General features: G+C 35.2%; 12 protein-coding genes. All 12 read left to right on the forward strand.

Annotated elements, in window-relative coordinates; genetic code table 11:
• Positions 1-3: 3 nt before the first annotated feature.
• Positions 4-1,632 carry a glycoside hydrolase family 28 protein gene (locus EYD46_RS02330; protein ID WP_130935440.1) on the forward strand — a complete coding sequence of 543 codons (1,629 nt, stop codon included), beginning with the start codon at positions 4-6 and terminating at the stop codon, positions 1,630-1,632.
• Between the two features lie 4 nt (positions 1,633-1,636).
• Positions 1,637-3,934, forward strand: coding sequence for a GH92 family glycosyl hydrolase (locus EYD46_RS02335; protein ID WP_130935441.1), 2,298 nt, complete (start codon positions 1,637-1,639; stop codon positions 3,932-3,934).
• Positions 3,935-3,977: 43 nt separating this feature from the next.
• Positions 3,978-5,417 (forward strand): glycoside hydrolase family 125 protein, encoded by a 1,440-nt coding sequence (locus EYD46_RS02340; RefSeq protein ID WP_130935442.1) that lies wholly within the window; start codon positions 3,978-3,980, stop codon positions 5,415-5,417.
• A 2-nt stretch (positions 5,418-5,419) separates the two neighbouring features.
• Entirely contained in the window at positions 5,420-6,481 is a 1,062-nt protein-coding gene (locus tag EYD46_RS02345) for a phosphatidylinositol-specific phospholipase C1-like protein (protein WP_130935443.1), read from the forward strand.
• Positions 6,478-9,429, forward strand: coding sequence for a glycosyl hydrolase 115 family protein (locus EYD46_RS02350; RefSeq protein WP_130935444.1), 2,952 nt, complete (start codon positions 6,478-6,480; stop codon positions 9,427-9,429). Before EYD46_RS02345 ends, EYD46_RS02350 begins: the two co-directional genes overlap by 4 nt.
• Positions 9,430-9,436: 7 nt before the next feature.
• A complete protein-coding gene (locus tag EYD46_RS02355) occupies positions 9,437-11,209 on the forward strand; it encodes a metallophosphoesterase family protein (protein ID WP_229731255.1) in 1,773 nt (590 codons plus the stop codon).
• A gap of 11 nt (positions 11,210-11,220) precedes the next feature.
• On the forward strand, positions 11,221-15,252 hold the full coding sequence (locus EYD46_RS02360; protein WP_229731256.1) for a hybrid sensor histidine kinase/response regulator: 4,032 nt from the start codon (positions 11,221-11,223) through the stop codon (positions 15,250-15,252).
• A gap of 167 nt (positions 15,253-15,419) precedes the next feature.
• Entirely contained in the window at positions 15,420-16,724 is a 1,305-nt protein-coding gene (gene fucP / locus EYD46_RS02365; RefSeq protein WP_130935445.1) for an L-fucose:H+ symporter permease, read from the forward strand.
• Positions 16,725-16,747: 23 nt separating this feature from the next.
• The gene (locus EYD46_RS02370; RefSeq protein ID WP_130935446.1) at positions 16,748-18,664 is read left to right on the forward strand and encodes a GxGYxYP domain-containing protein; all 1,917 of its coding nucleotides are present in this window, start codon (positions 16,748-16,750) and stop codon (positions 18,662-18,664) included.
• Positions 18,661-22,104, forward strand: a complete 3,444-nt coding sequence (locus tag EYD46_RS02375) for a glycoside hydrolase family 38 N-terminal domain-containing protein (RefSeq protein WP_130935447.1) — start codon at positions 18,661-18,663, stop codon at positions 22,102-22,104. Before EYD46_RS02370 ends, EYD46_RS02375 begins: the two co-directional genes overlap by 4 nt.
• A 234-nt stretch (positions 22,105-22,338) precedes the next feature.
• Positions 22,339-23,373, forward strand: coding sequence for a LacI family DNA-binding transcriptional regulator (locus tag EYD46_RS02380; protein ID WP_130935448.1), 1,035 nt, complete (start codon positions 22,339-22,341; stop codon positions 23,371-23,373).
• Between the two features lie 76 nt (positions 23,374-23,449).
• Positions 23,450-26,302: a glycoside hydrolase family 38 N-terminal domain-containing protein gene (locus tag EYD46_RS02385; protein ID WP_130935449.1), complete on the forward strand. Its 2,853-nt coding sequence runs from the start codon at positions 23,450-23,452 to the stop codon at positions 26,300-26,302.
• The last annotated feature ends 13 nt before the right edge of the window (positions 26,303-26,315 follow it).

Consider the following 26,315-nt stretch of genomic DNA (forward strand, 5'->3'; position numbering starts at 1 on the left):
AAAATGACATACAAGACAAAATTTAATAGTTCTGTTTTATACGTGTTGTTACTGACCTTAATTTTTTGGTCGTGTAACGAAACACCAAAAACAGCTGTAAATGTCTCTCAAATTGAAATAAATAAGAATTATATAAAAAAGACCAACGATACAGAATATCTGGTTACAGATTATGGTATAGTTGGTAATAGCACAACCCTAAACACCATAGCATTACAACAATTAATAGATAAGGTACATAAGGAAAATGGGGGTACCTTGGTATTTCCTAAAGGGCAATATCTTTCAGGAGGTTTGGTAATGAAATCTAACGTAAGTCTTTATTTAAAAGAAGATGCTGTATTGTTGGGAAGTACAAATCCCTATCATTATTCAGATGTGCCAATGCCAGAACGTCCTGAATCTCCCAAGCGCGATGACTATTCCAACATGGCATTTTTGGTGGCTTATAAGGCCAACAATTTTAAGATATATGGTCAAGGAAAAATAGACGGTCAAGGAAGAGCATTGGCTTTAAATATTGACAGCTTACACCATTCTGGAGAACGCAAAGACCCAAAATATAACTACAGGCGCATGCGCCCCAATGAAACAGCAAGACCTAAGTTGTTCAGATTTTCGATGTGTAAAAATGTAGATATTTTAGACCTACATCTTCAAAATGGAGCTTGCTGGGGATTGTCTTTCGAATTATGTGAAAAATTGAAACTAGATAATTTAAAAATTATCAATAGAGCTTATTGGAATAACGACGGTATGGATATTACCGATTGCAAAAATGTACAAATCACAAATTGTGATGTAAATTCAGCAGATGACGGTATCTGCCTAAAATCATACTTCCCAGCCTATTACAACGATAGCATTTACATAGCAAATTGTAAAATAAGAAGTAGCGCTAGCGCCTTAAAATTTGGAACAGCTTCTTACGGTGGATTTAAAAACGTAACCATTGATAGTATAGAAGTATACGATACGTTCCGCTCAGCCATAGCTATTGAAAGTGTAGATGGCGGTGTTATTGAAAACATCAATGTATCAAATATCATAGCGAAAAATACAGGCAATGCCATTTTTATAAGATTAGGGCATAGGGGCGGAGATGCACCTGGAGCAGTAAAAAATATTCATATTAAAGATATCAAAGTGGAGGTGCCCTTTGGAAGACCCGACATAGATTACGATTTACGAGGACCTGAAGTAGACTTCTTCCATAACCCTTTTCCATCTTCCATTGTTGGTATTCCTGGGCACAACATTGAAAATGTAACCATCGAAAATGTAGAAATTACATATCCAGGAAGAGCATCAAAAGGGATGGCTTATGTGCCATTAAGCAGATTGGAACAAGTGCCCGAGAAAATAAAAGATTATCCAGAATTTTCAATGTTTGGCGAGTTGCCAGCATGGGGTTTTTATGTAAAACATGCAAACAACATTACATATAAAAACGTAAATTTAATGTTAGAACATCACGATTTTAGACCAGCTTTTGTGTTCCATGGTGTTGATGGTGTACATTTAGAAAGCGTCACAGTTCCAGAAACTACCCACAAACAATTCGTTTTTGAGGGAAAAGAAAATTTCACACATAGTGATGCCATAAAAGAAAATATTCTAGTAATTAAGTAACTGCATGAGAAAATATTTCATAGTAACAATAACCGTTTTAAGTATACTGTTTTCATGTAAAAATGAAGATAAAACAAATGTTGATACAACCAATAAAGCAATAGATTACGCGAGTTTGGTATATCCGCATTTAGATACAGAGAATTCCAGATGGTTTTTCTTTTCATCAGCATGTCGCCCGTTTGGCATGGTAAACCTAAGTCCAGATAACGAAATAGACGGTGCTTGGGGTAGTGGTTATCGTTATAAAACCGATACCATTAAGGGTTTTAGCCATATACATGGTTGGCAAATATCGGGTGTGTCGGTTATGCCGGTAATGCTTTCTGACGAGAATACTAATGGTGTTTTCGAAGATTTTTATTCAAAATTTAGTCATGATGATGAGACGGTAACACCGGGTTATCATAGCTTGAAACTACAACGTTATGGTATTAAAACAGAGCTTACCAGCACCACAAGAGTGGGTTTTCATAAATATACCTTTCCAGAAAACACCAAAAATGCCGTTCTATTTAATTTGAATACCATACTTGGACCATCAGATAATGCCCAAGGCGAATTACGCCAAATTAATGATACGGAATTTGAGGGTTCAGTAGTGGCAACACCAACCCACAGAAGACCTCAAGAATTTAAGGTATTCTTTAGGGTAAGTCTCGATGCTCCAGTGACCGAATTACAAAAAGATGAAGCAACGGGAAATTACCTCATGCATTTTTCTGATTTGGAAAAACCATTACTAATGAAAGTGGCCATTTCGTATACTTCAGAAGAAAATGCACATTTGAATCTTAAAACAGAGTTACCTCACTGGGATTTTGAAACGGTTGTTCAAGATTCCAAAGACCATTGGAATTCGTTATTAAGTAGAGTAAAGGTTGAAGGTAATACCGAAAAACAACAAAGACGTTTTTATACAGATTTATGGCATGCGCTTCAGGGCAGACGTATTATTAGTGATGTCAATGGTGCGTATCCTGATAATACTGGAGGTAAATTTAAGATTGGGCAATTGCCATTGGATGCTTCAGGAAAACCAAAATTTAATCATTACAATTCTGATGCGCTTTGGGGAGCGCAATGGACACTAAATACACTCTGGGGACTAGCTTACCCAGATATTTATGAAGAGTTTGCCATGTCTTTTCTTCAATATTATAAAGATGGAGGCTTGGTTCCTAGAGGGCCATCAGGTGGAAATTACACCTACGTTATGACAGGCGCCCCAGCCACACCGTTTTTTGTCAGCGCGATTCAAAAAGGTATTTTAAAGGAAAATCTAGAAGATATTTATGATGCTTTGAAGAAAAATCATGTAGAAGGTGGTATCATGGAAAAAGCGGGTTATGAGCATAAAACCAATATTGGTGGCGGACTGGATTTCTATATGGAAAAAGGCTTTGTGCCACATCCTAATCCTAAAGGGAAGTTTGGCGGACATCAAGATGGTGCAGGTTTAACTTTAGAGTATGCCTATCAAGATTGGGTATTGGCACAATTAGCATTGAAGCTGAATAAAACGGAAGATTATGAGTACTTTACAAAACGTTCAAAAAATTATGCTACACTTTTAAATGATGAGGGCTGGATGCAAGCCAAAAATGTGGATGGTAAAGTGCAGGCAGACTATAGTCCGTATACCTACGAAGAAGGATTTATAGAATCCAATGGCGCGCAATCTACTTGGTTTGTACCTCATGATTACGATGGACTTGCTGAACTTATGGGAGGCAAGGACAAAGCTGTTGAAAAATTAAATACACAATTTAAACAAGCGGAACAATTAAACTTTACTTCGGGCACATCGCATGCTTCAGAATTGCACCCAGAGTATCGTAAAATCCCTATAAATTATGGTAACCAACCATCTATTCAAACAGCCTTTATTTTTAATAAATTAGATAGACCAGATTTAACCCACTATTGGTCTAGGCAAGTGGCTTCCAAGGTTTTTGGTGGTTTAGCGCCATCCACAGGATATAATGGCGATGAAGACCAAGGCCTTATGGGTAGCTTAGCCGTTTTAATAAAAATTGGGCTGTTTCAAGTTAATGGAGGTACCGAGGAAAATCCAGAGTATCAAATAGGAAGTCCTATTTTTGATAAGGTAACCATCCAATTACATCCAGAGTATTATTCAGGAAAGACTTTGGAGATTCAATCCGTAAACAATAGCAGTTCTAATGTTTTCATAAAAGAGGCCTCTTTTAATAACGAGGATTTGCCTAAATTTAATGTGTCTCATAAATCCTTTACCAACGGCGGGGTGCTAAAACTTGAAATGACTGGGACAAAGTAGTCTGTCATGCAGATTGAAAAAGGTTTAGGTAAATATCATTTTTATGACCACACGACGAAAATTTATAAAGCAAACGATTATAGGTACAACGGGAGTTGCGACACTAAGTTGTTCGGCATTTACGATGGCTTCAAGTACATCATCTGATACATCTAACAGACCGCCATTAGCCGATAGAACCTTTATAAGTCAAGCCGTTGAGAATACCATTAAAACGGTAAAAAAGGGCATAAAAAACCCAGAATTGTCGTGGCTTTTTGAAAACTGTTTTCCAAACACTTTAGATACCACGGTAGATTTCGAAGTCATAAATAACAAACCAGACACCTTTGTTATTACTGGCGATATTGATGCTATGTGGTTGCGTGATTCTACAGCCCAAGTATGGCCGTATTTGCCTTTGGTAAATCAAGATGAAGCATTAAAAAAGTTATTTAAAGGTTTAATCAATAGGCAAACCAAATGCATTTTGTTAGACCCTTATGCCAACGCATTTTATAAAGACCTGACCAGAGAAACCAAATGGAAGGACGACCGCCCAACCCCAATACCCGGTGTGCATGAGCGTAAATGGGAAATAGATTCGTTGTGCTACGCCATTCGTTTATCTTATGGATATTATAAAGAAACAGGAGACACCTCTGTTTTAAATGCCGATTGGGATAAAGCCATGCGACTCGCGGTAAAGACGCTAAGAACTGAGCAACGTAAAAATGGAGAAACGCCCTATTATTTTGAGCGTGTAAGACGAAATAAAAATATCATTACGCCTTTTAGAGGAAAGGGTAGACCTATTAAGCCTGTCGGACTTATATGTTCTGCGTTTAGACCTTCAGATGATGGCACGATGTATCCATTTTTAATCCCTTCTAACTTATTTGCTGTAGAGTCTTTAGCCCAGTTAAGCGAGATTTATAATGATATTTTTGGAGACAAAGCGTTTTCAGAAGCATGTCAATCCTTTTCAAATGAAGTGCTAAATGCGATAAACAAATATGCCATTTCAGAACATTTAAACTATGGTAAAGTATATACCTTTGAAGTGGACGGTTTTGGTAACAAAGCATTTATAGACGACCCAAACATTCCATCTTTAATCGCTATGAAGTATTTAATGAGTGAGCAGTATTATGATTTAGAGGCGTATAAAAATACAAGAGCTTATCTGTTAAGTGACGACAACCCTTATTATTTTAAAGGAAAGGCGGGAGAAGGACAAGGAGGTCCGCATGCAGGTTTAGACACCATTTGGCCTATGGGTATTATTTTAAGGGCCATGACCAGCGATAGCGATTCTGAAATTGTGTGGTGTGTAAAACAACTCATGAACACACATGATGGCAAGGGCTTTATGCACGAAACCTTCCATAAGGATGATGCGTCTAAGTTTTCACGTTCTTGGTTTGCTTGGGCCAACACCCTTTTTGGCGAGTTAATCTTGAAATTATACAACGAAAAGCCAGAACTTCTTAAATCCATTTAAATATGAAGCACCTTGTTCTACTTGTTGTGCTTCTAAGTTTTGGATGTTCAAAAGAGCAACCCATAAAGCTAAATGATATTCAGGTAATTGGGAGCCACAATTCCTATAAAATTGCGATTGAACAACCACTTTTAAATTACATCGCTTTAAAAGATTCCAGTAAAGCGAAGTCATTGGAATACGAGCATATTTCCTTAGAAGCACAGTTAAATCTTGGCTTACGAAATTTAGAGCTAGATGTGTTTTACGACCCCGAAGGCGGTCATTTTTCAAATCCAAAAGGTTTAGATATTGTCAAACAATCGGGAGAAACGCCAATGCCTTATGACGAAGCAGAACAATTGAAACAATCAGGCTTTAAACTATTTCATATTCAAGATATCGATTTTAGAAGTCATCATTTGTTATTCAAAGAGGCGTTAAAAGCGATGAAAAAATGGTCGGATAACAATCCTGCACACCTACCTATCATAATTTTAATGAATACGAAAGACGAGGTAATACCAGACTTAACCAAACCAATTCCCTTTTCAGCGAAAGCGTATCAAGAATTAGATGCTGAAATATTTTCAGTATTTACAAAAGAGGATTTAATACAACCAGATGATGTACGAGGAAATCATGGCACTTTAGAAGAAGCCGTTTTAAAACAAGGTTGGCCAAAACTGGAAGATTGCAAAGGGAAATTTCTGTTTGTTTTAGATGAAAAGGCTCATAAAAATAGTCTGTATATGAATGGGGACAATACGCTGAAAAATCGCGTGTTTTTTGTGAATAGTAAAGAGGGTAACCCAGAATCGGCCTTTAGAATAGTGAACAACCCCATTACCGATTTTGAATATATCAAGCAATTGGTGGAACAAGGTTACATGGTAAGAACTCGTGCCGATGCTGGAACAAAAGAGGCCCGAACGAACGATTATACCAAATTTGAAAAAGCAAAGGCTTCGGGAGCGCAAGTGATTTCAACAGATTATTATCAGCCTTCACGATTATTCAAATCTACTTTTGAAGTAAAATTTGAGGATGGTACTTACGAACGCATTAAAGACATTATAAAATGAATAAACGCGATATAAAATTCATATTTCTAATAATTTGTTCTTCTCTTTGGGGGCAAAATAGTATTCAATTTCCAATAGTGCAAAATGGAGAAGTAGCCTCTATTATCATAGATAAAAGGGATGCCAAAGTCGTCGATATTGCTTCAGATATTTTGGCGAGCGATATCCAAAAAGTTTCAGGAAAAACGGTTGTGAAACATCAAAAGAAAGCCCCATGTCAAATTATAGCAGGAACATTAGGGAGCAGTAAAGTTATTAATCAACTCATTAAAAAGCACACCATTGATGTCTCTCAAATTGAAGGGAAATGGGAAACCTACACGATTCAAGTCATTGAAAATCCTTCTAAAGGCGTAAAAAAAGCATTAGTCATTATTGGATCAGACCGACGAGGGACGGCTTACGGACTTTTAGAAATTTCCAGAATGATAGGAGTTTCCCCATGGGAATGGTGGGCAGATGTTACTCCAGAAAAGCAAGAAAGTATTGTGCTAAATATTGAAAACAAAACCTACGGAACGCCATCAGTAAAATACCGAGGTATATTTTTAAATGACGAAGATTGGGGGTTACAACGGTGGTCGGCACTCAATTACGAGCCAGAAACGGGAGATATTGGCCCAAAAACCTATGCGAAAGTATTTGAACTATTGTTGCGCCTACGAGCTAATACTATTTGGCCGGCAATGCACAAATGCACTAAGGCATTTTACCACTATCCGCAAAATAAAATAGTAGCCGATAATTACGCGATTGTTATTGGTACATCGCATGCAGAACCTATGTTGTGCAACATCAATGCAGAATGGAATCATGATACTATGGGCGATTATCGATATGATACCAATTCAGAATCCATAAAGACCTTGTTCAAAAAACGAGCTAAAGAAACTGCAAATTTTGAAGGTATTTACACAGTTGGTATGCGTGGGGAACACGATTCGCCCATGATTGTTGGCGAAGACGATACCGATTCGCAAGTAAAACTTTTAGAACAGGTTATAACCGACCAACGCGAGATTTTAAAAGCAAATTCTAAAAAAGGTGTTACAAAACCACAGGCTTTTGTGCCATATAAAGAGGTGTTGCATTACTACCAAAGCGGATTGGATTTACCTGAAGATGTAAGTTTGGTTTGGACCGACGATAACTACGGTTATATTCGGCAATTAAGTAATGCCCAAGAGCAACAACGAAGCGGAGGAGCGGGTGTCTATTATCACACATCTTACTGGGGTAGACCACACGATTATTTATGGTTAAACTCGACGAATCCTGTTTTAATGTGGGAAGAAATGACCAAAGCATGCGAGTTTGGGTCTCAAAATATTTGGATTTTGAATTGTGGCGATATTAAGCCACATGAATATAATATCGAGCTGTTTTTGGACATGGCTTGGGATATTAATGGCTTTAAAAATGACGATACTATTAGAGCACATCATATGGATTGGAGTGCCAGAGAATTTGGAAAAAACAATGCAGATGCCATTACCGATTTGATGTATCAATACAATCAATTGGCGTTTCAAAGACGACCTGAGTTTATGGCCTGGAGTAGTGTGGAGCCTGTTACCAAAGCGGGAGATACAGAGTTGACACAATACCATTATGGCGATGAGGTTAGTAAGCGTATCAAAGCGCATCAAGATTTACTTACTCGTGTGAAGGCTATTCAAAAAAATATTCCCAACCATAGGGCAGATGCCTTCTATCAACTCGTTTATTATCCAATCTCGGGCGCTTCAAACCTAAATTTAAAATGGTTGTACAGTTATAAAAATGCCTTTGTAGCATCACAAGGGCGAGAGAGTGCCAAGGATTTTGCAACGAAATCTTTAGAGGCCTACAAAACCATTCAAAAGGAAACCGATTATTTTAATAACACGCTTCAAAATGGAAAATGGAAGCATATCATGAGCATGTCGCCTAGGCACTTGCCCGTGTTTTCAGAACCAACGGCATCCATCCCATTAACCGAAAAATCAAATACCTTGGGGATAGCCATCGAGAGCTATCAAATGGAAGTAAATGATGAGATTATAAATTCTTATGCCGATGTTTTTCCGGTGTTTAATACTTACACAGAGAATACATATTACATGGATGTATTTTTAAAAGGACAAGGCGAATTGGATTGGGAATTACAACCTAAAGCCGATTGGATTATACTTTCTAAAACCTCGGGAAAATTAGATAAAGACCAATTAGAAGAGCGTATTTGGGTTACCATAGACCGGGATAAAGTACCGCAGGGAGAAAATAAAAAGGAAGCGCCGTTAGGACACGATTACCAGCTAATACCGCCAAGTTACAAAGTGAATTCGGCTATAGATGTAGTAACCAAAAACAAAACTACAACGCTTGGTGTTTCGGTTTTCAATCCAAAGTTTAAAGGCTTAGAAACTTATAAAGGTTTTGTTGAAGACAAAGGTTTTGTATCAATAAATGCTGAAAATTTCAATAGAAAAACAGACGGAAAAGAAGCCAAATGGACAACCTTTTCTGGTTTAGGCTATACAGGAAATGTAAGTGTGGCACTTCCGCGAAGCGCAACTTCTGAAACCACTATTGAAGGCATAAAGCAAAATAGTCCTATTTTAGAATATGATTTTTATACCTTTAATTTTGGGGAGGTAGATGTGTTTTTACAGGCTGTACCAACACACGCTTTTAATAATGATACGGGTGTGCGTTGTGCAGTAGCTATAGATGATGCAGAACCTGTAATAGTTGATTTTCAAACCTTTGGACGAAGTGAAACCTGGAAACAAAATGTGTTAAAAAATGCATCGGTACAATCCGTTAAGCAAGTAGTAAACACGGCAGGAATGCATAAATTAAAAATTTGGATGGTAGACCCCGGAGTAATGTTAGACCAGATTTTAATCGATTTAGGCGGTTGGAAAACCTCGTATGCCTTTCCATTAGAAACTAAACTAAAATAGCAAAATATTGCACAGAAGTATCGTTATATTAATACTATTGGTGTGTTTTTCTTGTAAAAAAGAAAGGGATGATAAAAGTTATAAAGTAGCCTTTATGGCCGATGTGCATTTGCAAGATATCTATGGTAGTTTTTCTGATAGTGATTTAAACCCTGATACCAATACCTATGCACTAGCCAGAACCATGCAGTCTCAGTTGCAATCTACACGGTTATTTAATGAGAACTACTTCGCTTTTTTGTCGGCTTTGGACGATATAGTATCCAAAAACATTAAATACGTTGTGTTGCCTGGGGATTTTAGTGATGATGGGCAAATGCTGAATATAAAGGGCTTAAAACGGATTTTAAAAAAGTATTCGGAAGCACATAACATCAAGTTTATTTTAACTACGGGTAATCACGACCCCGTGCGTCCATTTTACCAAGAAGCGGGCAAGCATGATTTTATAGGCGAAGGCGGAAAACGGCAACCCATATTTAGTTCAGAAGCGATATACAAAGCGAAAGACTCCAACGCGTTAGCACCTATTTATACAAAAGATATTGCAAAATTAGGTTACGAAGACATCTTAAATGAATTAAAAGATTTTGGTTTCTATCCTAAGCAAAATGATGTGTATTGGGAGACACCATTTACAGATTATAATTACGATAATTATCAATTTGATAAAGCTCTTAAACAAGCCAAATTATCAAATAGAAATTACAAAATACCACCTTTTGGAAGCCAAATTCCCGATGTAAGTTATTTGGTAGAACCTACAGAGGGACTGTGGTTTTTGGCTATTGATGCTAATGTTTATGTGCCTAAGGATGCCAATAACTATAGCAGTGCAAGTATTGGCTATAATAATGTATTATCGCATAAGTCACATCTAATAGCATGGATAAAAAGCGTAACACAACGTGCACAAACGCTGAATAAACAATTAATTGTTTTTAGTCATTTTCCAACCGTAGAATTTAACGATGGTGCTTCAGAAAACATACGGAAGTTACTAGGAGAAGACAAAATGCAACTGCATCGTGTGCCAGAAGAAGCAGTAGCCAAAGCATTTATTGAAGCAGGGGTAAAAGTACATTTTGGAGGACACATGCATATTAATGATACAGGTGTCGCTACTTTTGAATCAGGTAGTTTGGTAAATGTGCAAATACCATCTTTGGCGGCATATATTCCCGCTTATAAAATTGCAACGGTCTCCGCAGATGAGGTTGAGATTGAGACTGTCGTTATAGACAATGTGCCCAGATTTAAGGAACTCTTTCCGCTATACCAACAAGAGTACGCCCATTTAAAAAGTAATGATGCCAGTACGTTATGGGATTCAACAATTTTAGATGCTAAAAGCTATAAAGATTTTACGCAAAGTCATTTGAAGGGCCTAATTAATAATAGGTTTTTAAAAAACGATTGGGACATTCCATTTACCAAGTTTTTACTGAGTTTAACTAAGAGTAGTTTAGCAGAATTTGTTTCAATTGACGAAAACTCTTTAGAAGGATTTGAGGACTGGACAGGTTTTGACATGTTATTCGATTTGTATCGCTTACGTTCTGCAGATACGTTGGCATTTCAAGATATTGGAGCAAAAAAGATTGAAAACTATAAAAGTATTATAGAAGCCTACTTGATTCATTTTAAAGGAATTAGTGAGCCATCAGAGATAGAGAGTGACTTCTTGCAATTCTGTATAATCTTCAAAAAGTTTTTAAACGGAGCTCCATCTGAAAATTTTGTGATAAATTTAAGTACCAATCAAGTAATTTCTAAATAAATCCAATTGCCTTGAAAAAGTTCAATTTCTTATGTTTTACCATGTATTTGTTTTGCTGTTACGCACAAGCACAAGAACTGGTTTTTGAACATTACAATGAAATTAATGGATTGTCGCATAACTCGGTTAGGGATATAGTACAAGATAGTAACGGGTTTTTATGGATTGGTACTTTTGGAGGTGTAAATAGATTTGATGGTTACGATTTTAAGGCCTACCAAAGTAAGGTAAATACACCTAATTACTTACATAGCGATGATATTTTAGAAATTGTAATTGATAAACATGATAACCTATGGATAGCAACAGATTTTGGGCTAACAAAGTATAATATATCCACTCACACTTTTAAAACCTATCATGCCAATAAGAATGAAAAAAATAAAATAATAGGAGATAAAATTAGGTCTGTTTTTATTGATAATTCAGATAGATTATGGGTAGGTACCATGCAAAATGGAATTTGTTTTTATGATGAAAAAGACGATAAATTTCATGAAGTAGATATTGAAGGTGTAAAAAATATAAGGTCGATATATCAAACCAGTAACGGGAAAATATGGTTTACAACATTCAATATGGGAGTTTTTAGTTTTACCATAGATAAAAACAATAAGATAAGTCAGTTACTAAACCATAGATTATTTCCTGCCAAAGGCGAATTACAAAATGACTCTGATGCTTATTTTATTCTAGAAGACCACCAAAATGATTTGTATATAGGAACCAAAGACGGGCTTTATAAATACAACCAGCAAGAAGCTAAATTCCGTTTGCTTCACAAAGATGGTTTAGGAGAGTACTTTAGGTGTTATACAGTTGCTCCAGATGGTAAATATTGGTTTGGTACCTCTAACGGTATCATTGAATGTGAGAGTATCGATGAGATAAAACGTAATACATATAAACGCTATGTTCCAGATATTAGCAATACAAGCTCTCTCGCTAATAACTATGTGTTATCACTTTTTTTCGATTATTCAGGAATACTATGGGTGGGTACAGAGAATGGTCTTGATAAGTTAGACCCTTACGAAAATCAATTTAAAACCATTAAGGCAAATTTTACTTCAAAAGGTAGTATCCCCATTATAAGTTGCTTTGCTAAAACGTATAATGACAAACTTTTAATAGGAACACATTCCAACGGGATATTTTTAAAAGATGAAAATAGTTTCACACAAATATTAAATAAATACACGAAAATAAGTAGTATTTACACCGTGAATAATATCGATTTTTATGTTGGGTTGTGGAGTGGTAAAGTTGTAGCATTTAATTTAAAAACAAAGCGCGAGAGGCTTTTGAGCGTAGGGTTTACATCTTCTCCAGTATTAACGTTTCATCAAACATCAAAAGAAAAAATGTTGATAGGTTCTGTGGGGGAAGGATTGGTAGAATATAATTTAAATACAAAAACATATTCTAAGATAAATAGCGAACTACAAGCCTTAAATGATGTAAATAAAATTGTTCCAGATAAAGGCAATATAGTTTGGTTAGCTACAGAAGAGGGTGTGTTTAAATATAATACCCACACTAAAGAAACTAGGCATTATAAACATGAAGTAAATAAAGAAAGTTTATCCAATAACAAAGTAAAAGATATTATTGTTGATGTTAACGGCAATGTTTGGGTAGCTACAAGAAAGGGATTAAATTATTATGATGCCAAGAAAGATAACTTTTTACCCAAGGAAGACCCTTCAGAATTAAAAAATAGTTGGATAACCGATATAGCTACCGACATCAACGGATGCTTATGGTTAAATATGAACTATAACAAAATTGTAAAATATATCCCTGAGAAAAATGAATATAGGTCGTTTCATATCAATAACGGAGTACGTTCTAACCTCATAAACAAAAGAGGGTTTTTGCAATATGATAATACAAGAATTTATATAGGTGGCGATAAGGACATTATTTATTTTTCTCCTGTAGATATTAAAGAAAACACCAATGCACCAAAACCTTTAATAACAGAATTTAAAATACAAAACGAAGAAGTATTACCAGGTGTTAGAATTGATAATCAAATTGTTTTAAATAAAGATTTAAATTATGACAATAATGTAGAATTAACCTATGGAAATCGGAATTTTTCAATAGAGTTCTCAATCCCTTCTTACGCCAATGAGCGTTTAAACACGTACCAATATAAACTAGAAGGGTTTGATAATAAATGGAATACAACAACCAGTAATTCTAGAGCCATACAGTATACTAACCTATATCCAGGAAAATATACCTTACAAGTAAAGGCTTCTAATAATAACGGTTACTGGAGTGACGAATCTAGGTATAACATCACAATACTGCCCCCTTTTTGGCTAACCTATCAATTCTTTATTATCGTTTTAATACTTCTAGCAATATTAACCTATTTTTTAAGGAAGCAAATTAAATACCGTATTCGATTAAAACAGGAACTTTTACTTGAAAAAGATAGGAGAGAACGAGATGAACGCTTAAATAATGAAAAGCTGCGTTTGTTTACCAACATTTCCCATGAGTTACGAACGCCATTAACATTAATATTAGGGCCTGCCAAACAGCTGTTAAATCAAGATTACAATGGGCAACGTGCCAAAAATAAAATTAGTTTAATCCATCAAAATGCAAATCGGCTTTTGAGGCTTGTAAACCAGATATTAGATTTTAGAAGGGCAGAAACGGGCGAGCTGAGATTAAAAATTTCAGAAGTTGACGTATTGCAGACTACGAAAAGTATCTTTTACTCATTTGTAGAGTTAGCAGAATCAAAAAACATAAACTTCAACTTTAATACAGAAGATGAAGCCATTGTGTGTTGGGTGGATTTTGACAAATTGAATAAAATCCTGTACAATTTATTATCCAATGCTATGAAGTTTACAAACAATTTTGGCAATGTAGATTTATTCATTGGTATAAAAGATAATGAAAAGGATAAGTTAATTATTGAAGTTAGTGACGATGGTATAGGGATTCCAATAGAAAGTCAAGAGAAGATTTTTTCAAGATTTTATCAAGCGAGGAATAGTAAAAAGAACACCACAGGAACAGGAATAGGACTCTCGTTAGTTAAGGCACTTGTAGAAATCCACAAAGGTAATATAAGCGTAGAAAGCGAGCCCAACCAAGGGAGTGTTTTTACGGTAGAGTTACCTGTTAATAAAGACGCCTATACATTAGATGAAATCCTAGAGCTGGATAATGAAGATACCCAAAAACAACTTGAAAATATTACAAGTGAAGAACCTAAGGCACTGCTGAGGGTTAAAGACACCAAGGTTATTTTTGATGCCGATATAAAACACGAAGTTTTGGTCATTGAAGATAATCCAGAATTAAGGCAATACATTGTAGATTATTTATCTGATTATTACAAAGTTTATGAAGCCGAAAATGGCAAAGAAGGTTTAGAAATCTGTAAAAAAGTGAAACCAGCCCTGTGTGTGGTGGATGTTATGATGCCTGTAATGAATGGATTTAAATTTGTTGAAGCCGTTAAGAATGATGAAAACCTGAGCCATACTGCACTAATTTTGCTTACTGCATTAGCTGAAAATGAGAATAGGATTAAAGGCTATAAAATTGGTGTAGATGGGTATTTGGTAAAACCATTTGACCCCGCCTTACTAAAATCTCGAATAGAAAACGTAATTAAAATACGTTTTGAGTTAAAACAACAATTTTCAGGAGAGGCAGAAAGTGATGTGATGACCTTAGCTCATTCGCAGATAGATATTGATTTGATATCTAAAATAAAAGAGATTATCGAAACCAATATGAATTCGTCTCAATTAACACCAAGTTTCGTCTCCACCGAAATGGCCATGAGTACTTCAAAATTATATAGAAAAATTAAACAGCTTACTAATTTGTCGCCCAATGAGTTTATAAGAACCATCCGTTTAAAAAAATCTGCCGAGCTCTTAAAAACCAAACGCTATAATGTATCAGAAGTATCAGATTTAGTTGGCTTTAATGACCCCCTATATTTTAGCCGTGTCTTTAAAAAACAATTTGGGTATTCTCCAAGTGAATTACTTAAATAGTAAACTAGGCTTTAAGTATTTAAGATATCAATAGGCTATAAAGTTATCGATACCTATAGCTCTCCTTTAATTGAAATTTCCATGAATTTGAACAATATGTCTGTATAAATTAATACAGCTTAATACATATTTGGGATTCATTAAACATTCAATTATTAAAATTCATTATGGCGCATAGAGAAAAGACACCAGTTGTTCCCAAAAAAATGGTCATACCATTTATACTAGTAACCTCTTTATTTGCCTTATGGGGATTTGCCAATGCGGTAACCGACCCCATGGTTCAGGCCTTTAAAAAGGTATTGGAGCTATCAAATTCTCAAGCTGCTTGGGTACAAATGGCATTTTATGGAGGCTATTTTTGTATGGCGCTACCTGCGGCGATGTTTATGAGAAAATACTCTTATAAGACAGGAATATTAATTGGATTAGGACTATATGCCGTTGGAGCTTTGTTGTTTTATCCCGCCGCCACAACAGAACTATTTTGGTTTTTCTGTTTGGGACTTTATATTTTAACTTTCGGATTAGCATTTTTAGAAACAGCGGCAAACCCTTATGCTTTGGCAATGGGGCCAAAAGAAACGGCGACCCAACGATTAAATTTAGCGCAAGCATTTAATCCGGTAGGACTCATATTGGGATTATTTGTGGCTCAACAGTTTGTACTTAAAAATCTACAATCTGATGACATTGAAAATTTTAGTGCTTTGGATGAAGCATCTAAAATTCTTATTAAAACTTCAGATTTACTGGTCATTAGGAATCCATATGTTATTCTTGGTCTGGTACTGGTTGGTGTTTTTGTGTTGTTTTTAGTGAGTAAAATGCCCCAAGCTAGAGAAGAAGGGGAGATGCCAAGTATGGGTAATACATTTTCAGTATTAATCAAAAATAAGAAATATATTTTGGGTGTACTAGCGCAGATACTGTATGTGGGAGCACAAATTATGTGTTGGACTTATATTTACCAGTATGCAGAGGGCATAGGTATGGATAGCGTAACCGCTGGATATTATCAAATGGCGGCTTTTATTTTATTCACATTTGGTAGAGCTATAGGAACTTATATGTTAAGATTTATTGGTTCAGGTAAGTTACTCATGATTTTTGCCATACTAGCCATGTGTTTTGTACTGGGTACCATTTTTATTAAAGGAGTTGTTGGTTTGTATGCATTAGTTGGCGTATCCTTTTGCATGTCTTTAATGTTCCCAACTATTTATGGTATTGCACTTAAAGATTTAACCGAGGAACAATCTAAAGTAGGTTCAGCAGGTTTGGTAATGGCTATAGTGGGAGGAGCTTTAATGCCAAAGTTACAAGGTATGATTATAGATTTAGGAGGCAGTGGGGTTGCTGATACTCAAATATTAGGCGTATCAGAAGTATCTTTTTCTTTCGTTTTGCCATTATTATGCTTTCTGTATATTACTTGGTATGGGCATCTGGTTAGTAAGTTTAATGTGTAACATGTTTCAAACATGATTTTTGTATGATTTGTAATTTGATAAGTTTTTTTCTCAATAGAAATAATATAAATACACTACTAGTTGTAGTAATGTGTGTTACGTGTTTTCAGGCTTGTGATAAGAATAATAAGAAACAGAAAGAGCAAATTAATCATTATATAAATGGTCTGGACACTTTTAAAGATGAAGGGCAGTATTGGCATTTGGAGATGAAAATAAAGCCAAAATATTACTGGTCTTGCACTGAAGTTGTACCAAAGCCAAATAAAAATGAGTTAGGACATAAAGAACAAACTAAAGGTTTACAGTATCATTTACTTTGTCAATCTATTGCCGGATTGACCAACAGAGCAGTAGAACAAGGAAAAAGCGATGTTGCTATTTGGTTACACGACCATGGAGGAAAAGAATCGTATCGTTTAATACAAAAAACGTTAGATGATATGGAGATTGAAGAACAGGGTAAACAAACAGGTGTTGAACTGGCTACTAAATCGTATCAAGATGATAATGGAGTAAAAGTTAATATAAAAGATTTGTTTAATGGTTATGTATTAACAGACGTAGAAAATAATCCTGAAAGTAACACGGTGGCTACTGTAGCCTCTCATGTATATAACTCTATAATTGTGGACGTTAGAGATAAAGAATTCTTTAAAAAATCAGGATATAAAATGATGTATGATGCCTCTAAAAAAAGTACTCTAGATGCATGGAAAGAGTTTAAAGATAAATGTAGCAATAAAGCCCTAGTAATAATGCCAGTAGGAACTGGAGAATTAAGAGAGCTTGCTATAAAAAATAATTTGTTTACTATCAATTTGAATAAGGAATACAATAATTCGAAATCTGGACAAAATGTAGCATTATTTGAAGAGATTTTAAAATGGTTGAAACCGGGAGCTCCTATTTATGGCTGGGAACAAGGTGTTTCAGAAGATTTATTTGTGAATAAGGTATCTGAATACGCTCACATTATGATGCCGGCTGATTGGTTTTACAATACAAGTTTAACATCATTAAATTATGAAAAACGACAAAATGGTAAGGTAAAAGTTTTAAACCCAAAAACCATCAATTTTCAAGAAGAGGGAAAGAAATATATCTCTTATTACTTATCTGATGGCGATAATGTGCAATGGATGATGAATGGATTTTATTCAGTTGACTACTATAAGCATCCTGAGGTAAAAGCAACAAAAATGGGTTTTGGTTTACCTATAGATAACTTGTCTATGATGGCCCCAGAAATGTTGCAGCTACTTTTAGAAAAACAAGTTCCAGAAACTACTATTATTCAAACTTTTGGAGGAGGTTATAATTATGCTGATTTATATGGGCAAAAAACAGATAGAACTAAAAGCCTTAATAGAATAGCTGATAATATAGCTGTTTATATGAAACAACATAACGTAAAAATTTTAGCTTTAATGGCAAAGGATGTGCATTCTGAAGCGGCTAGAGAAGCATATCAAACCTATGTTAATGCGAATGATAAATTGGAAGGTATTTTAGCAGTCCAATATGCGCCTTATGCTGGAGGAGCAGGAGATATTATGTGGGTTACCAACTCAAAAGGATATGATATTCCTGTAGTCAGTGTTAAGTATGCAATTTGGAATTTTGGAAATATAAATACAGAGCGTGAAGGAAACCCTACGTTTGTAGCTCAAAAATTGAACTTAGAAAATTTAGAAAACCCATTTAGTTTAATTTCTGTCCACGCTTGGAGCAGATTTACTGATATAGGAGATTTTGTTAATACAATAGAAGAGAACAAACTAGGTAATGTTATTGGTGCTGGTGCTGCAAAACTAAGTTCAGATAAATTAAGTGAAGCGTTTAAAGTGGTAAGTGTAGAAGAGTTAATTTGGAGGATAAGAATGCATTATAAACCAGAACAAACTGTTAAACGAATAAAACAAATGGAAATTTTATGAGAAAAATACTATTGCTATTCATGTTCAGTAGTTTGACCATTTATGGACAGAGGAATCAAAAACCCAATGAAGTTTTTCTAGCAGGATATGCAGAAAAAATATCTGGCAATGAAATTGAACATAGAGCAAAAGAAGTAGCAGGGTTAAACCGAACAATAGTTTCTAGAGCCAACGTTGGCAATCAGAGAATAGAATGGAAAACAGTACCAGTAGATATTAAAAAGCACGATGGAGAAATAACCTTTGTACATTATGCAGGATATGATGCCAAAGGGCCAGGAACTATATTTAATTTTTATGTAAACGATGTAAAGCAAGGAGAAATAGTATTGCCAGGAACAAAAACAAGTCGTTGGTCTATACCCTTAAAAAACAAAGGAACCCTTAGTTTTGAAAAGCATTATTTAGACAATAACAATGGTTGTTTTGGCTTTTTATATTATACAGTACCTGCCAAGAGCCTTAAAAAAGGAACGTCCTTAAAGTTAGCTGTAGATGCTGTTAACAAAAAGAAACAAACCTATTTTAAGATATTTAAAAAGAACCTTACAGAAGCTATAAACATTACGGCATTACCAGCTTTAATTAACAAAAACGGAAAAAACTTTCAAACGCTAATTGCAGAAATTGTTTTTATAAAAAAACCAGCAAATGGACAGTTAAGTATTGATGGTAAACTAGAAAGAACGATTAATTTAAAACCAGGCATACAAACTATTAAAATAATTTATCCTGAAGTTAAAAAAGAAAAAACAGTAACGCTAAGTTTAGATTTAGGAGATGAGAAAATTACAGAAAGAATTAAATTAAAACCGCTAAAAAAGTGGGAGGTTAATTTTGTACAACATTCGCATACTGATATAGGATACACAAGGTCTCAAACAGAGATTTTAGCAGAACACCCTAGATATATTGATTATGCTTTAGATTATTGTGATGCTACAGACAATTTCCCAGAAACCTCAAGATTTAAATGGACTTGCGAAGCCTCATGGGCAGTAGATGAGTTTTTAAACAGTAGGTCCCAAGAACAAATTGAACGATTAAAAAAGCGAGTTGAAGAAGGAAGAATAGAAATAACAGGAATGTATTTCAATTTTAATGAGCTACCAGATGAGCCATCATTAGCAGCATCATTGGCGCCAATTAAAAACATTGCAGATAAAGGTATAAAAGTTACATCTGCAATGCAAAACGATGTAAACGGTATTGCATGGTGTATGAATGATTACTTTAACACCTTAGATGTTAAATATTTAACCATGGGAACTCATGGGCATAAGGCTTTAATTTCTTTTGATACCCCTTTAGCTTTTTGGTGGGTGTCTCCATCAGGAAAAAAGATGTTAACCTATAGAGCAGAGCATTACATGACAGGGAATACTTTTGGAGTACATCAATCCGATTTTGAGAGTTTTGAAAAACACCTCCTGGAGTATCTAATTAAACTAGAAGAACGTGGGTACCCTTACAGTAAAACAGCGATACAACATTCAGGTTTTATGACCGATAATTCTCCACCATCAATGAAAGCAAGCCATTTAATTAAACAATGGAACGAGAAATACAAGTGGCCAAAAATTAGAACGGCTGTGGCTAGTGATTTTTTTGAAGATTTTGAAAAGGAGTACGGCAAAGACCTTATAGAAGTTAAAGCACATTGGCCAGATTGGTGGACAGATGGTGTTGCCTCTGGAGCTAGAGACGTAGCCGCAACTAGAAATGCCCATGTAAATCTAATTGCAGGCCAAGGTGGTTTATCAATGGCAAAACTAATGGGGTCTAGTATGCCTAAAGGCATAGACGCCCGAATATTTGAAGCCAACAAAGCCCTTCTGTTTTATGGAGAACATACATTTGGCGCTCAAGAGAGTATTTCGCAACCGTATAGTAAAGCCACTATGGAACAACGTGAAATAAAGGAATCCTATGCTTGGGAGGCCTCAAGAAGGTCTAGCATGATAGTTGAGGAAGCTAAAGGCTTGTTAAATGAGTACATGGGGAAATCTAAGGACGCATCTATAGCAGTTTTTAATACATTAAATTGGGAGCGAGAAGGTCTAATAGAAATGTTTATAGATCACCAACAAGTACCTCATGGAAAAAAAATACGATTAGTAGATGATAATGGGGTTGTATATCCTGCTCAAATACTAAAACCTTGGCATGGAGGTACGTATTGGACAGCTTGGGTAAAAAACATTCCGCCTTTTGGATATAAAAAATTCAATATAGAAGTTTATGAAGACCACCACGCTCACTCGCATGCAAATGGAGAAAGGCATAGTCACAATGCTAATTTCGATTATAAAGAAAAAACGCATTATATTCAGTTAGATAACCCTTGGTATTCTATTAAAATAGATAAGAAAAAAGGAACAATAGCCCAGATTTATGATAAAGATTTATCTAAAAATATTCTAGATAAAACATCACAATACAACTTAGGAGAATTCATTTTAGAAAAACTTGGAGGAAGAGAGCAATTACAAATTACAAAAACTGTAAATGGCGCACGATATGGACATTTAAAAGACTATACAAGACAGCCTTTAGATAGTGTTTGGCTTTCTGAAATTAAAGAAGGCGAAATATGGAATACAATTAAGTTTAGAGGAAAAACAGAAACAGCTTATGATGATTTAGAAGCATTTTCATTTGAAATTAAGCTCTTTAATACAGCAAAAAGAATAGACTTTGCGTTTGAACTAAAGAAAAAACCTATAGTAGACCCAGAGAGTTTTTATATTTCGTTTCCATTTAAGTTAGACGAAGGTAAAATACACTTTGAAATTTCGGGAGGACCTATAGAAGCAGGAGTAGAGCAAATACCAGGCTCGGCAAATGATTGGAATACCGTGCAAAACTATGTGCAAATTAAAAATAAAAATGAGCAAATAGTATTGGTTTCTCCAGAAGCACCAATAATGCAGTTTGGAGATATTAACACAGGCCGATTTGATTATGGAGCCGTTCCTAAGAGTAATAATTTGTTTAGTTGGCCAATGAATAATTATTGGGTTACAAATTTTAATGCAGACCAGCGTGGTATGTATACCTGGACTTATAGTCTAACCAGTATGGATAATAGTAGCAATAAAGCAGCTACAAAGTATGGATGGGAGCATAGAGTACCTTTTTTACCCAGAATAATTCCTGCTAGCCCAATAGAAAAAGTAGGTAAAAACAAATTGTCTGTACTTTCAAATATTCCAGATAATGTATTAATTATCAATGCTAAACCTCTTGAAAATGAAAATGCGATACTACTACATCTTAGGGAAGTAGCAGGAAAGGATAGTACATTTAAGGCAAAGATTTTTTCAGGAACAGCAGTTAAATTTATTGAAACTAATGTTGTGGGAGAAGAAATAAAAGAAACGCAAAACATTATAGTTAATGCCCTTGAAAGCAAGTTTATTAAATTGATTTGGGAGTAATTATTCTTTTATACTTCAGATACATTTTTAATCAAGAAATGTCATCAATCTAAAGGTATATGAAATAAAACCAAGGTTGAATGAAGCGAACAGAATAGCAAAGTATTAAGAGGGTAATTTGAAAAATAAAAATGCATCATAAACCAGAATAACCCGTTATAATGAATAAAATTTAAGAAAAAGTTTTTTAGAAGTATTATTTTTAATACTTTAGCTAACTAAATCGGTTTAGTTATGAAGAGTGGCAAAAAATATTCTTTAAAGGATATTGCTAATGATTTAAATATTTCTAAGACAACGGTTTCCCTTGTGCTTAATAATAAAGGGGATGAAAATAAAATTAGTGCCGATACCCAAAAAAGAATAAAAGAATATGCCAAGAAAAATGATTATGTACCAAATCAATTAGCAAGAGGATTAAGTAGAGGTAAGAGCGAAACGATTGGATTAATTATACCGAATATTTCAGATACCTTTTACTCTAAAGTAGCTGGTTTTATTGAGATAAAGGCAAAGGAAAAAGGCTATACGGTATTGTTTAGTAGTTCTTACGAAAACCCTGAAACCGAAGGAGAGCTTATAAGGTCTATGCTTAATAGGCAAGTAGATGGATTAGTGATTGCGTCTACTCAAAAAAATCAAAAGGAAATAGACTTTTTAAAGAAAGAAAAGTTTCCCTTTGTACTGTTTGATAGACATTATCCAGATATGGATACGGACCATGTTATTGTAGATAATTACTATGGTTCAAGAAAAGTAACAGAGCATCTGCTTAACTTAGGAAGAAAACGTATAGGTTTTGTAACATTAAAACCAGGCTTAGAACCGATAGCACAACGTTTAAAAGGTTATTGCGACGCGCTTAAAAGTCATAATTTAGTTCAGAATAAAGACCATATACAAGAGATAAGTAGAGAAGAATATTTTAATGAAATAGAAAGTGCCATTAAAGACTTACTCCAGAGAGCAGAACCCGTTGATGCCATTGTGTTTTCAACACATTATTTGGCCTCTCAAGGGTTGCGGGTACTTAAAAAATTAGACGTGAATGTACCAGATGACGTTGCTATAGTAAGCTTTGATGAACTAAGTGCTTTTGATATAGTAGAACCTCCAATCACAGCAGTAGTACAACCTGTTGAAGCCATTGGAAGTGCAGTAACAGATATACTTTTAAGTAAAATAGAGGGTACGGTTAAGACCAAAACACAAGTAAAAGTTTTAAAAACAAAACTAGAAGTAAGAGGGTCTTGCGGAACAAAAAAATAGCTTTAACGAGTTTTTTTAGAAATAAACTAAACCGATTTAGTAAAACAATTAATAAGTTTAAATAGCTAAGAATTAAATGAAAAAGTACACATTTTTAATGCTGATGTTGATGGTGGGGTTTGCTTATGGGCAACGCACTATCAATATGACTTATGTAGAGCCTTATGAGTATAAAGAAATATCAGGTAATTTATTAGCTAAAGCTAGTTTAGATATTGATGATGTCAATCTTTACAAAAGATTAGATTTTGCTAGTGGAAGAACTACTGAAGTTACGCAAAAAGATGGTAAAGCATGGGTATGGTTGCCCGTTTTTGGCACCTCCGAAAGCGTAACCTTTGTGGGGAAATCAAGAAAAAATACTTCTAAACAATTATTTACACCATTAGTAACATCAGATTGGGGCTATTTTAGTGAGGGCACGTTGCATGTTATTTCATCATCACATCAAGATATTGCCTGGGTAGATACTCCTGATAAGTGTAGGGAGGAGCGTATTCATCATATCGTAGCACCTGCTTTAGATATTATGAAAACCGATAAAAATTTCCACTTTGGAATGGAGCAGACGCTCGATTTAATGGAGTTTTTAGAAGAATTTCCAGAGCGCAAAGAGGAAATTATATTGCGTTCACAGGAAGGAAGATTTAAATGGGGAGGAACCTATAATCAGCCTTACGAAGGCATGCAAACCGACGAGCAGTTAATTCGTGAGCTCTATTTTGGAAGACGTTGGATTATAAAGAACCTTGAAGGCGCAGATGCCGTAACAGTATACAATACAGATGTGCCAGGAAGAACATTGCAATCAGCACAAGTACTGGCTAAATCTGGTATAGAGAACTTATTTGTGTCTAGAATGAAAGAAGGTTTTTATAACTGGTATTCTCCAGATGGTTCGAAAATTCCAACATACAGTCCAGGAAATTATGGTTGGGCAGTAATGTTCTATAAACTCTTTGAACAAGACGCTATAGAGGCTATGCATAAATTACAATCTAGAGTAAAAATGTGGAGCGATTATTATAAAGAACACAACCTACCACCACATTTTGCTATAGTGATAAGTAATGATGCTTCAGGACCTAACAACTATGGAAACATTGTTTCAGAATGGAATGAAATTCTAAAGAAAACTGGGGTTAAAATGCCCAATCTTAGACATTCCACAGTAACAGCACTGATGAATGAAATAAAAACACCTGAAGCTAATTTTGAAATTGTTGACGGCGAAAGACCTAACATTTGGTCATACATCCATGGTCCGGGACACGCAAAGGCCATCACAGCATCACGAAAAGCAGGACGTTTATTACCATCAGCAGAAATTTTTGCCTCTATTGATGCTACTCTAAAAGGGTCGTTTAAAGACTATCCATCAGAAGCACTTTCGGAAGCCTTTGAAGCATCCATATACCCAGACCATGGTTGGGGTGGTAAAAACGGACATATCACAGATAGTATTTTTAGAGCTAAACTAGAATTTTCAGCCTCTGAAGCAGACCGATTAATAGCTACATCTATTAACTCCATTTCAAGTAATGTAAAAACCAAGCGCAACAACGCCATGGTGGTTTACAATGACTTGTCTTGGGAAAGAACGGCAACTGCTAAAGTGGCTTTAAGTGATAATTCCAACTATTATGTTATAGACCAAAATGGTAATGTGGTACCGTCTCAAATCAGTACGCAAAAGGGTATAAGAACTTTGGAGTTTGTAGCATCTAAATTACCCTCTTTGGGCTATGCTACCTTTTACTTAAAGAAAGGTAGAAAAACATTTAAAGTCAACAAGACTGTAAAACCTAATGCCCTATGGAATCAATTTTATGAAATGAGGTTGGGGAAAGGTGGTATTACGTATTTGTTTGACAGTGAGTTAAATAAAGAAGTTGTAAAGACTACTAGATTTGCTGGAGGCGATATACTTTCTATGAAATATGATGGGAATGGGGCAGGAGAGTTTACCCAAATGACAGTACCTAAAATGGATGGGTTTGATAAAACAAGTTTACACACTGGTAACTGGAAAATTGTTAATGACGGAGCTGTATATACGCTTTATGAAAATCGAGTTAAGTTTAAGCATGCCAACATAGTTCAACATATAAAAGTACATCATCACATTAAGAAAATAGATTTTTCAATAGATATTTTGGATTGGGATGGCACCCATAACAGGGAGTTTAGATTTGCTTTGCCTTTAGATATGGAAGACACAACCATTAAATACGAAGTACCTCTCGCTATAGCCGAAGTTGGAAAGTCTGAAATGAAACAAGCACCAAGAGGCTGGTCTTGGGTTGGTACTTACGACCAAAAGCCTGTGGAAATTCATCCAAGAGAGGTTATGAATTTTATCTCTTCAGAAAAGGACGGTTTCCAAGTAACACTAGCTTCAGGAGTAGCTGTGGCAGATTGGATAGACCCAACCAGAGAATCTGTTGAATATACAGTGCTTCAAGGTATTTTAATGGCATCGCATAAAAGTTGCCACGGCGAAGGCAATTGGTACCACCAAACAGGAGACCATCATTTTGAATTTTCAATAACATCTCATCAAGCAAGTGATGCCACGGCGTATCAGTTTAGTAATGGTGCACACCATCCGCTTCAGGTAAGCTCTCAAAAAACAAAGAATAAAGAGGGTAGTTTACCTGAAAGTAAAAGTTTTTTCGATATTTCCAACCCCATGGTACGCGTTACTACCATCAAGAAAGCAGAAGATGAAGATGCCTTTATTCTAAGGCTTGTAGAGCTAGATGGTAAAGACAGTCAACCCACAATATTACTACCCAAATCAGCTTCAAAAGTTATAAAAACCAATTTAATTGAAGAAGATGTAGAAACATTGAATTTAAGTGGAAAAGATATAAAAATAGACATAGGGCATAATGCTATTGAAACCTATAAAATAATTTTAAAGTAACAAGAATTAACAT

Origin of the sequence: Hyunsoonleella pacifica (assembly GCF_004310335.1) — a bacterium.
In the GTDB taxonomy this organism is placed as follows: Bacteria; Bacteroidota; Bacteroidia; order Flavobacteriales; family Flavobacteriaceae; genus Jejuia; species Jejuia pacifica.

Bases quoted from the DNA above. Each gene is read 5' to 3' on its own strand.
- EYD46_RS02330 (WP_130935440.1), top strand. From the start codon at position 4: ATGACATACAAGACAAAATTTAATAGTTCTGTTTTATACGTGTTGTTA.
- EYD46_RS02335 (WP_130935441.1), top strand. From the start codon at position 1,637: ATGAGAAAATATTTCATAGTAACAATAACCGTTTTAAGTATACTGTTT.
- EYD46_RS02340 (WP_130935442.1), top strand. From the start codon at position 3,978: ATGACCACACGACGAAAATTTATAAAGCAAACGATTATAGGTACAACG.
- EYD46_RS02345 (WP_130935443.1), top strand. From the start codon at position 5,420: ATGAAGCACCTTGTTCTACTTGTTGTGCTTCTAAGTTTTGGATGTTCA.
- EYD46_RS02350 (WP_130935444.1), top strand. From the start codon at position 6,478: ATGAATAAACGCGATATAAAATTCATATTTCTAATAATTTGTTCTTCT.
- fucP (WP_130935445.1), top strand. From the start codon at position 15,420: ATGGCGCATAGAGAAAAGACACCAGTTGTTCCCAAAAAAATGGTCATA.
- EYD46_RS02370 (WP_130935446.1), top strand. From the start codon at position 16,748: ATGATTTGTAATTTGATAAGTTTTTTTCTCAATAGAAATAATATAAAT.
- EYD46_RS02375 (WP_130935447.1), top strand. From the start codon at position 18,661: ATGAGAAAAATACTATTGCTATTCATGTTCAGTAGTTTGACCATTTAT.
- EYD46_RS02380 (WP_130935448.1), top strand. From the start codon at position 22,339: ATGAAGAGTGGCAAAAAATATTCTTTAAAGGATATTGCTAATGATTTA.
- EYD46_RS02385 (WP_130935449.1), top strand. From the start codon at position 23,450: ATGAAAAAGTACACATTTTTAATGCTGATGTTGATGGTGGGGTTTGCT.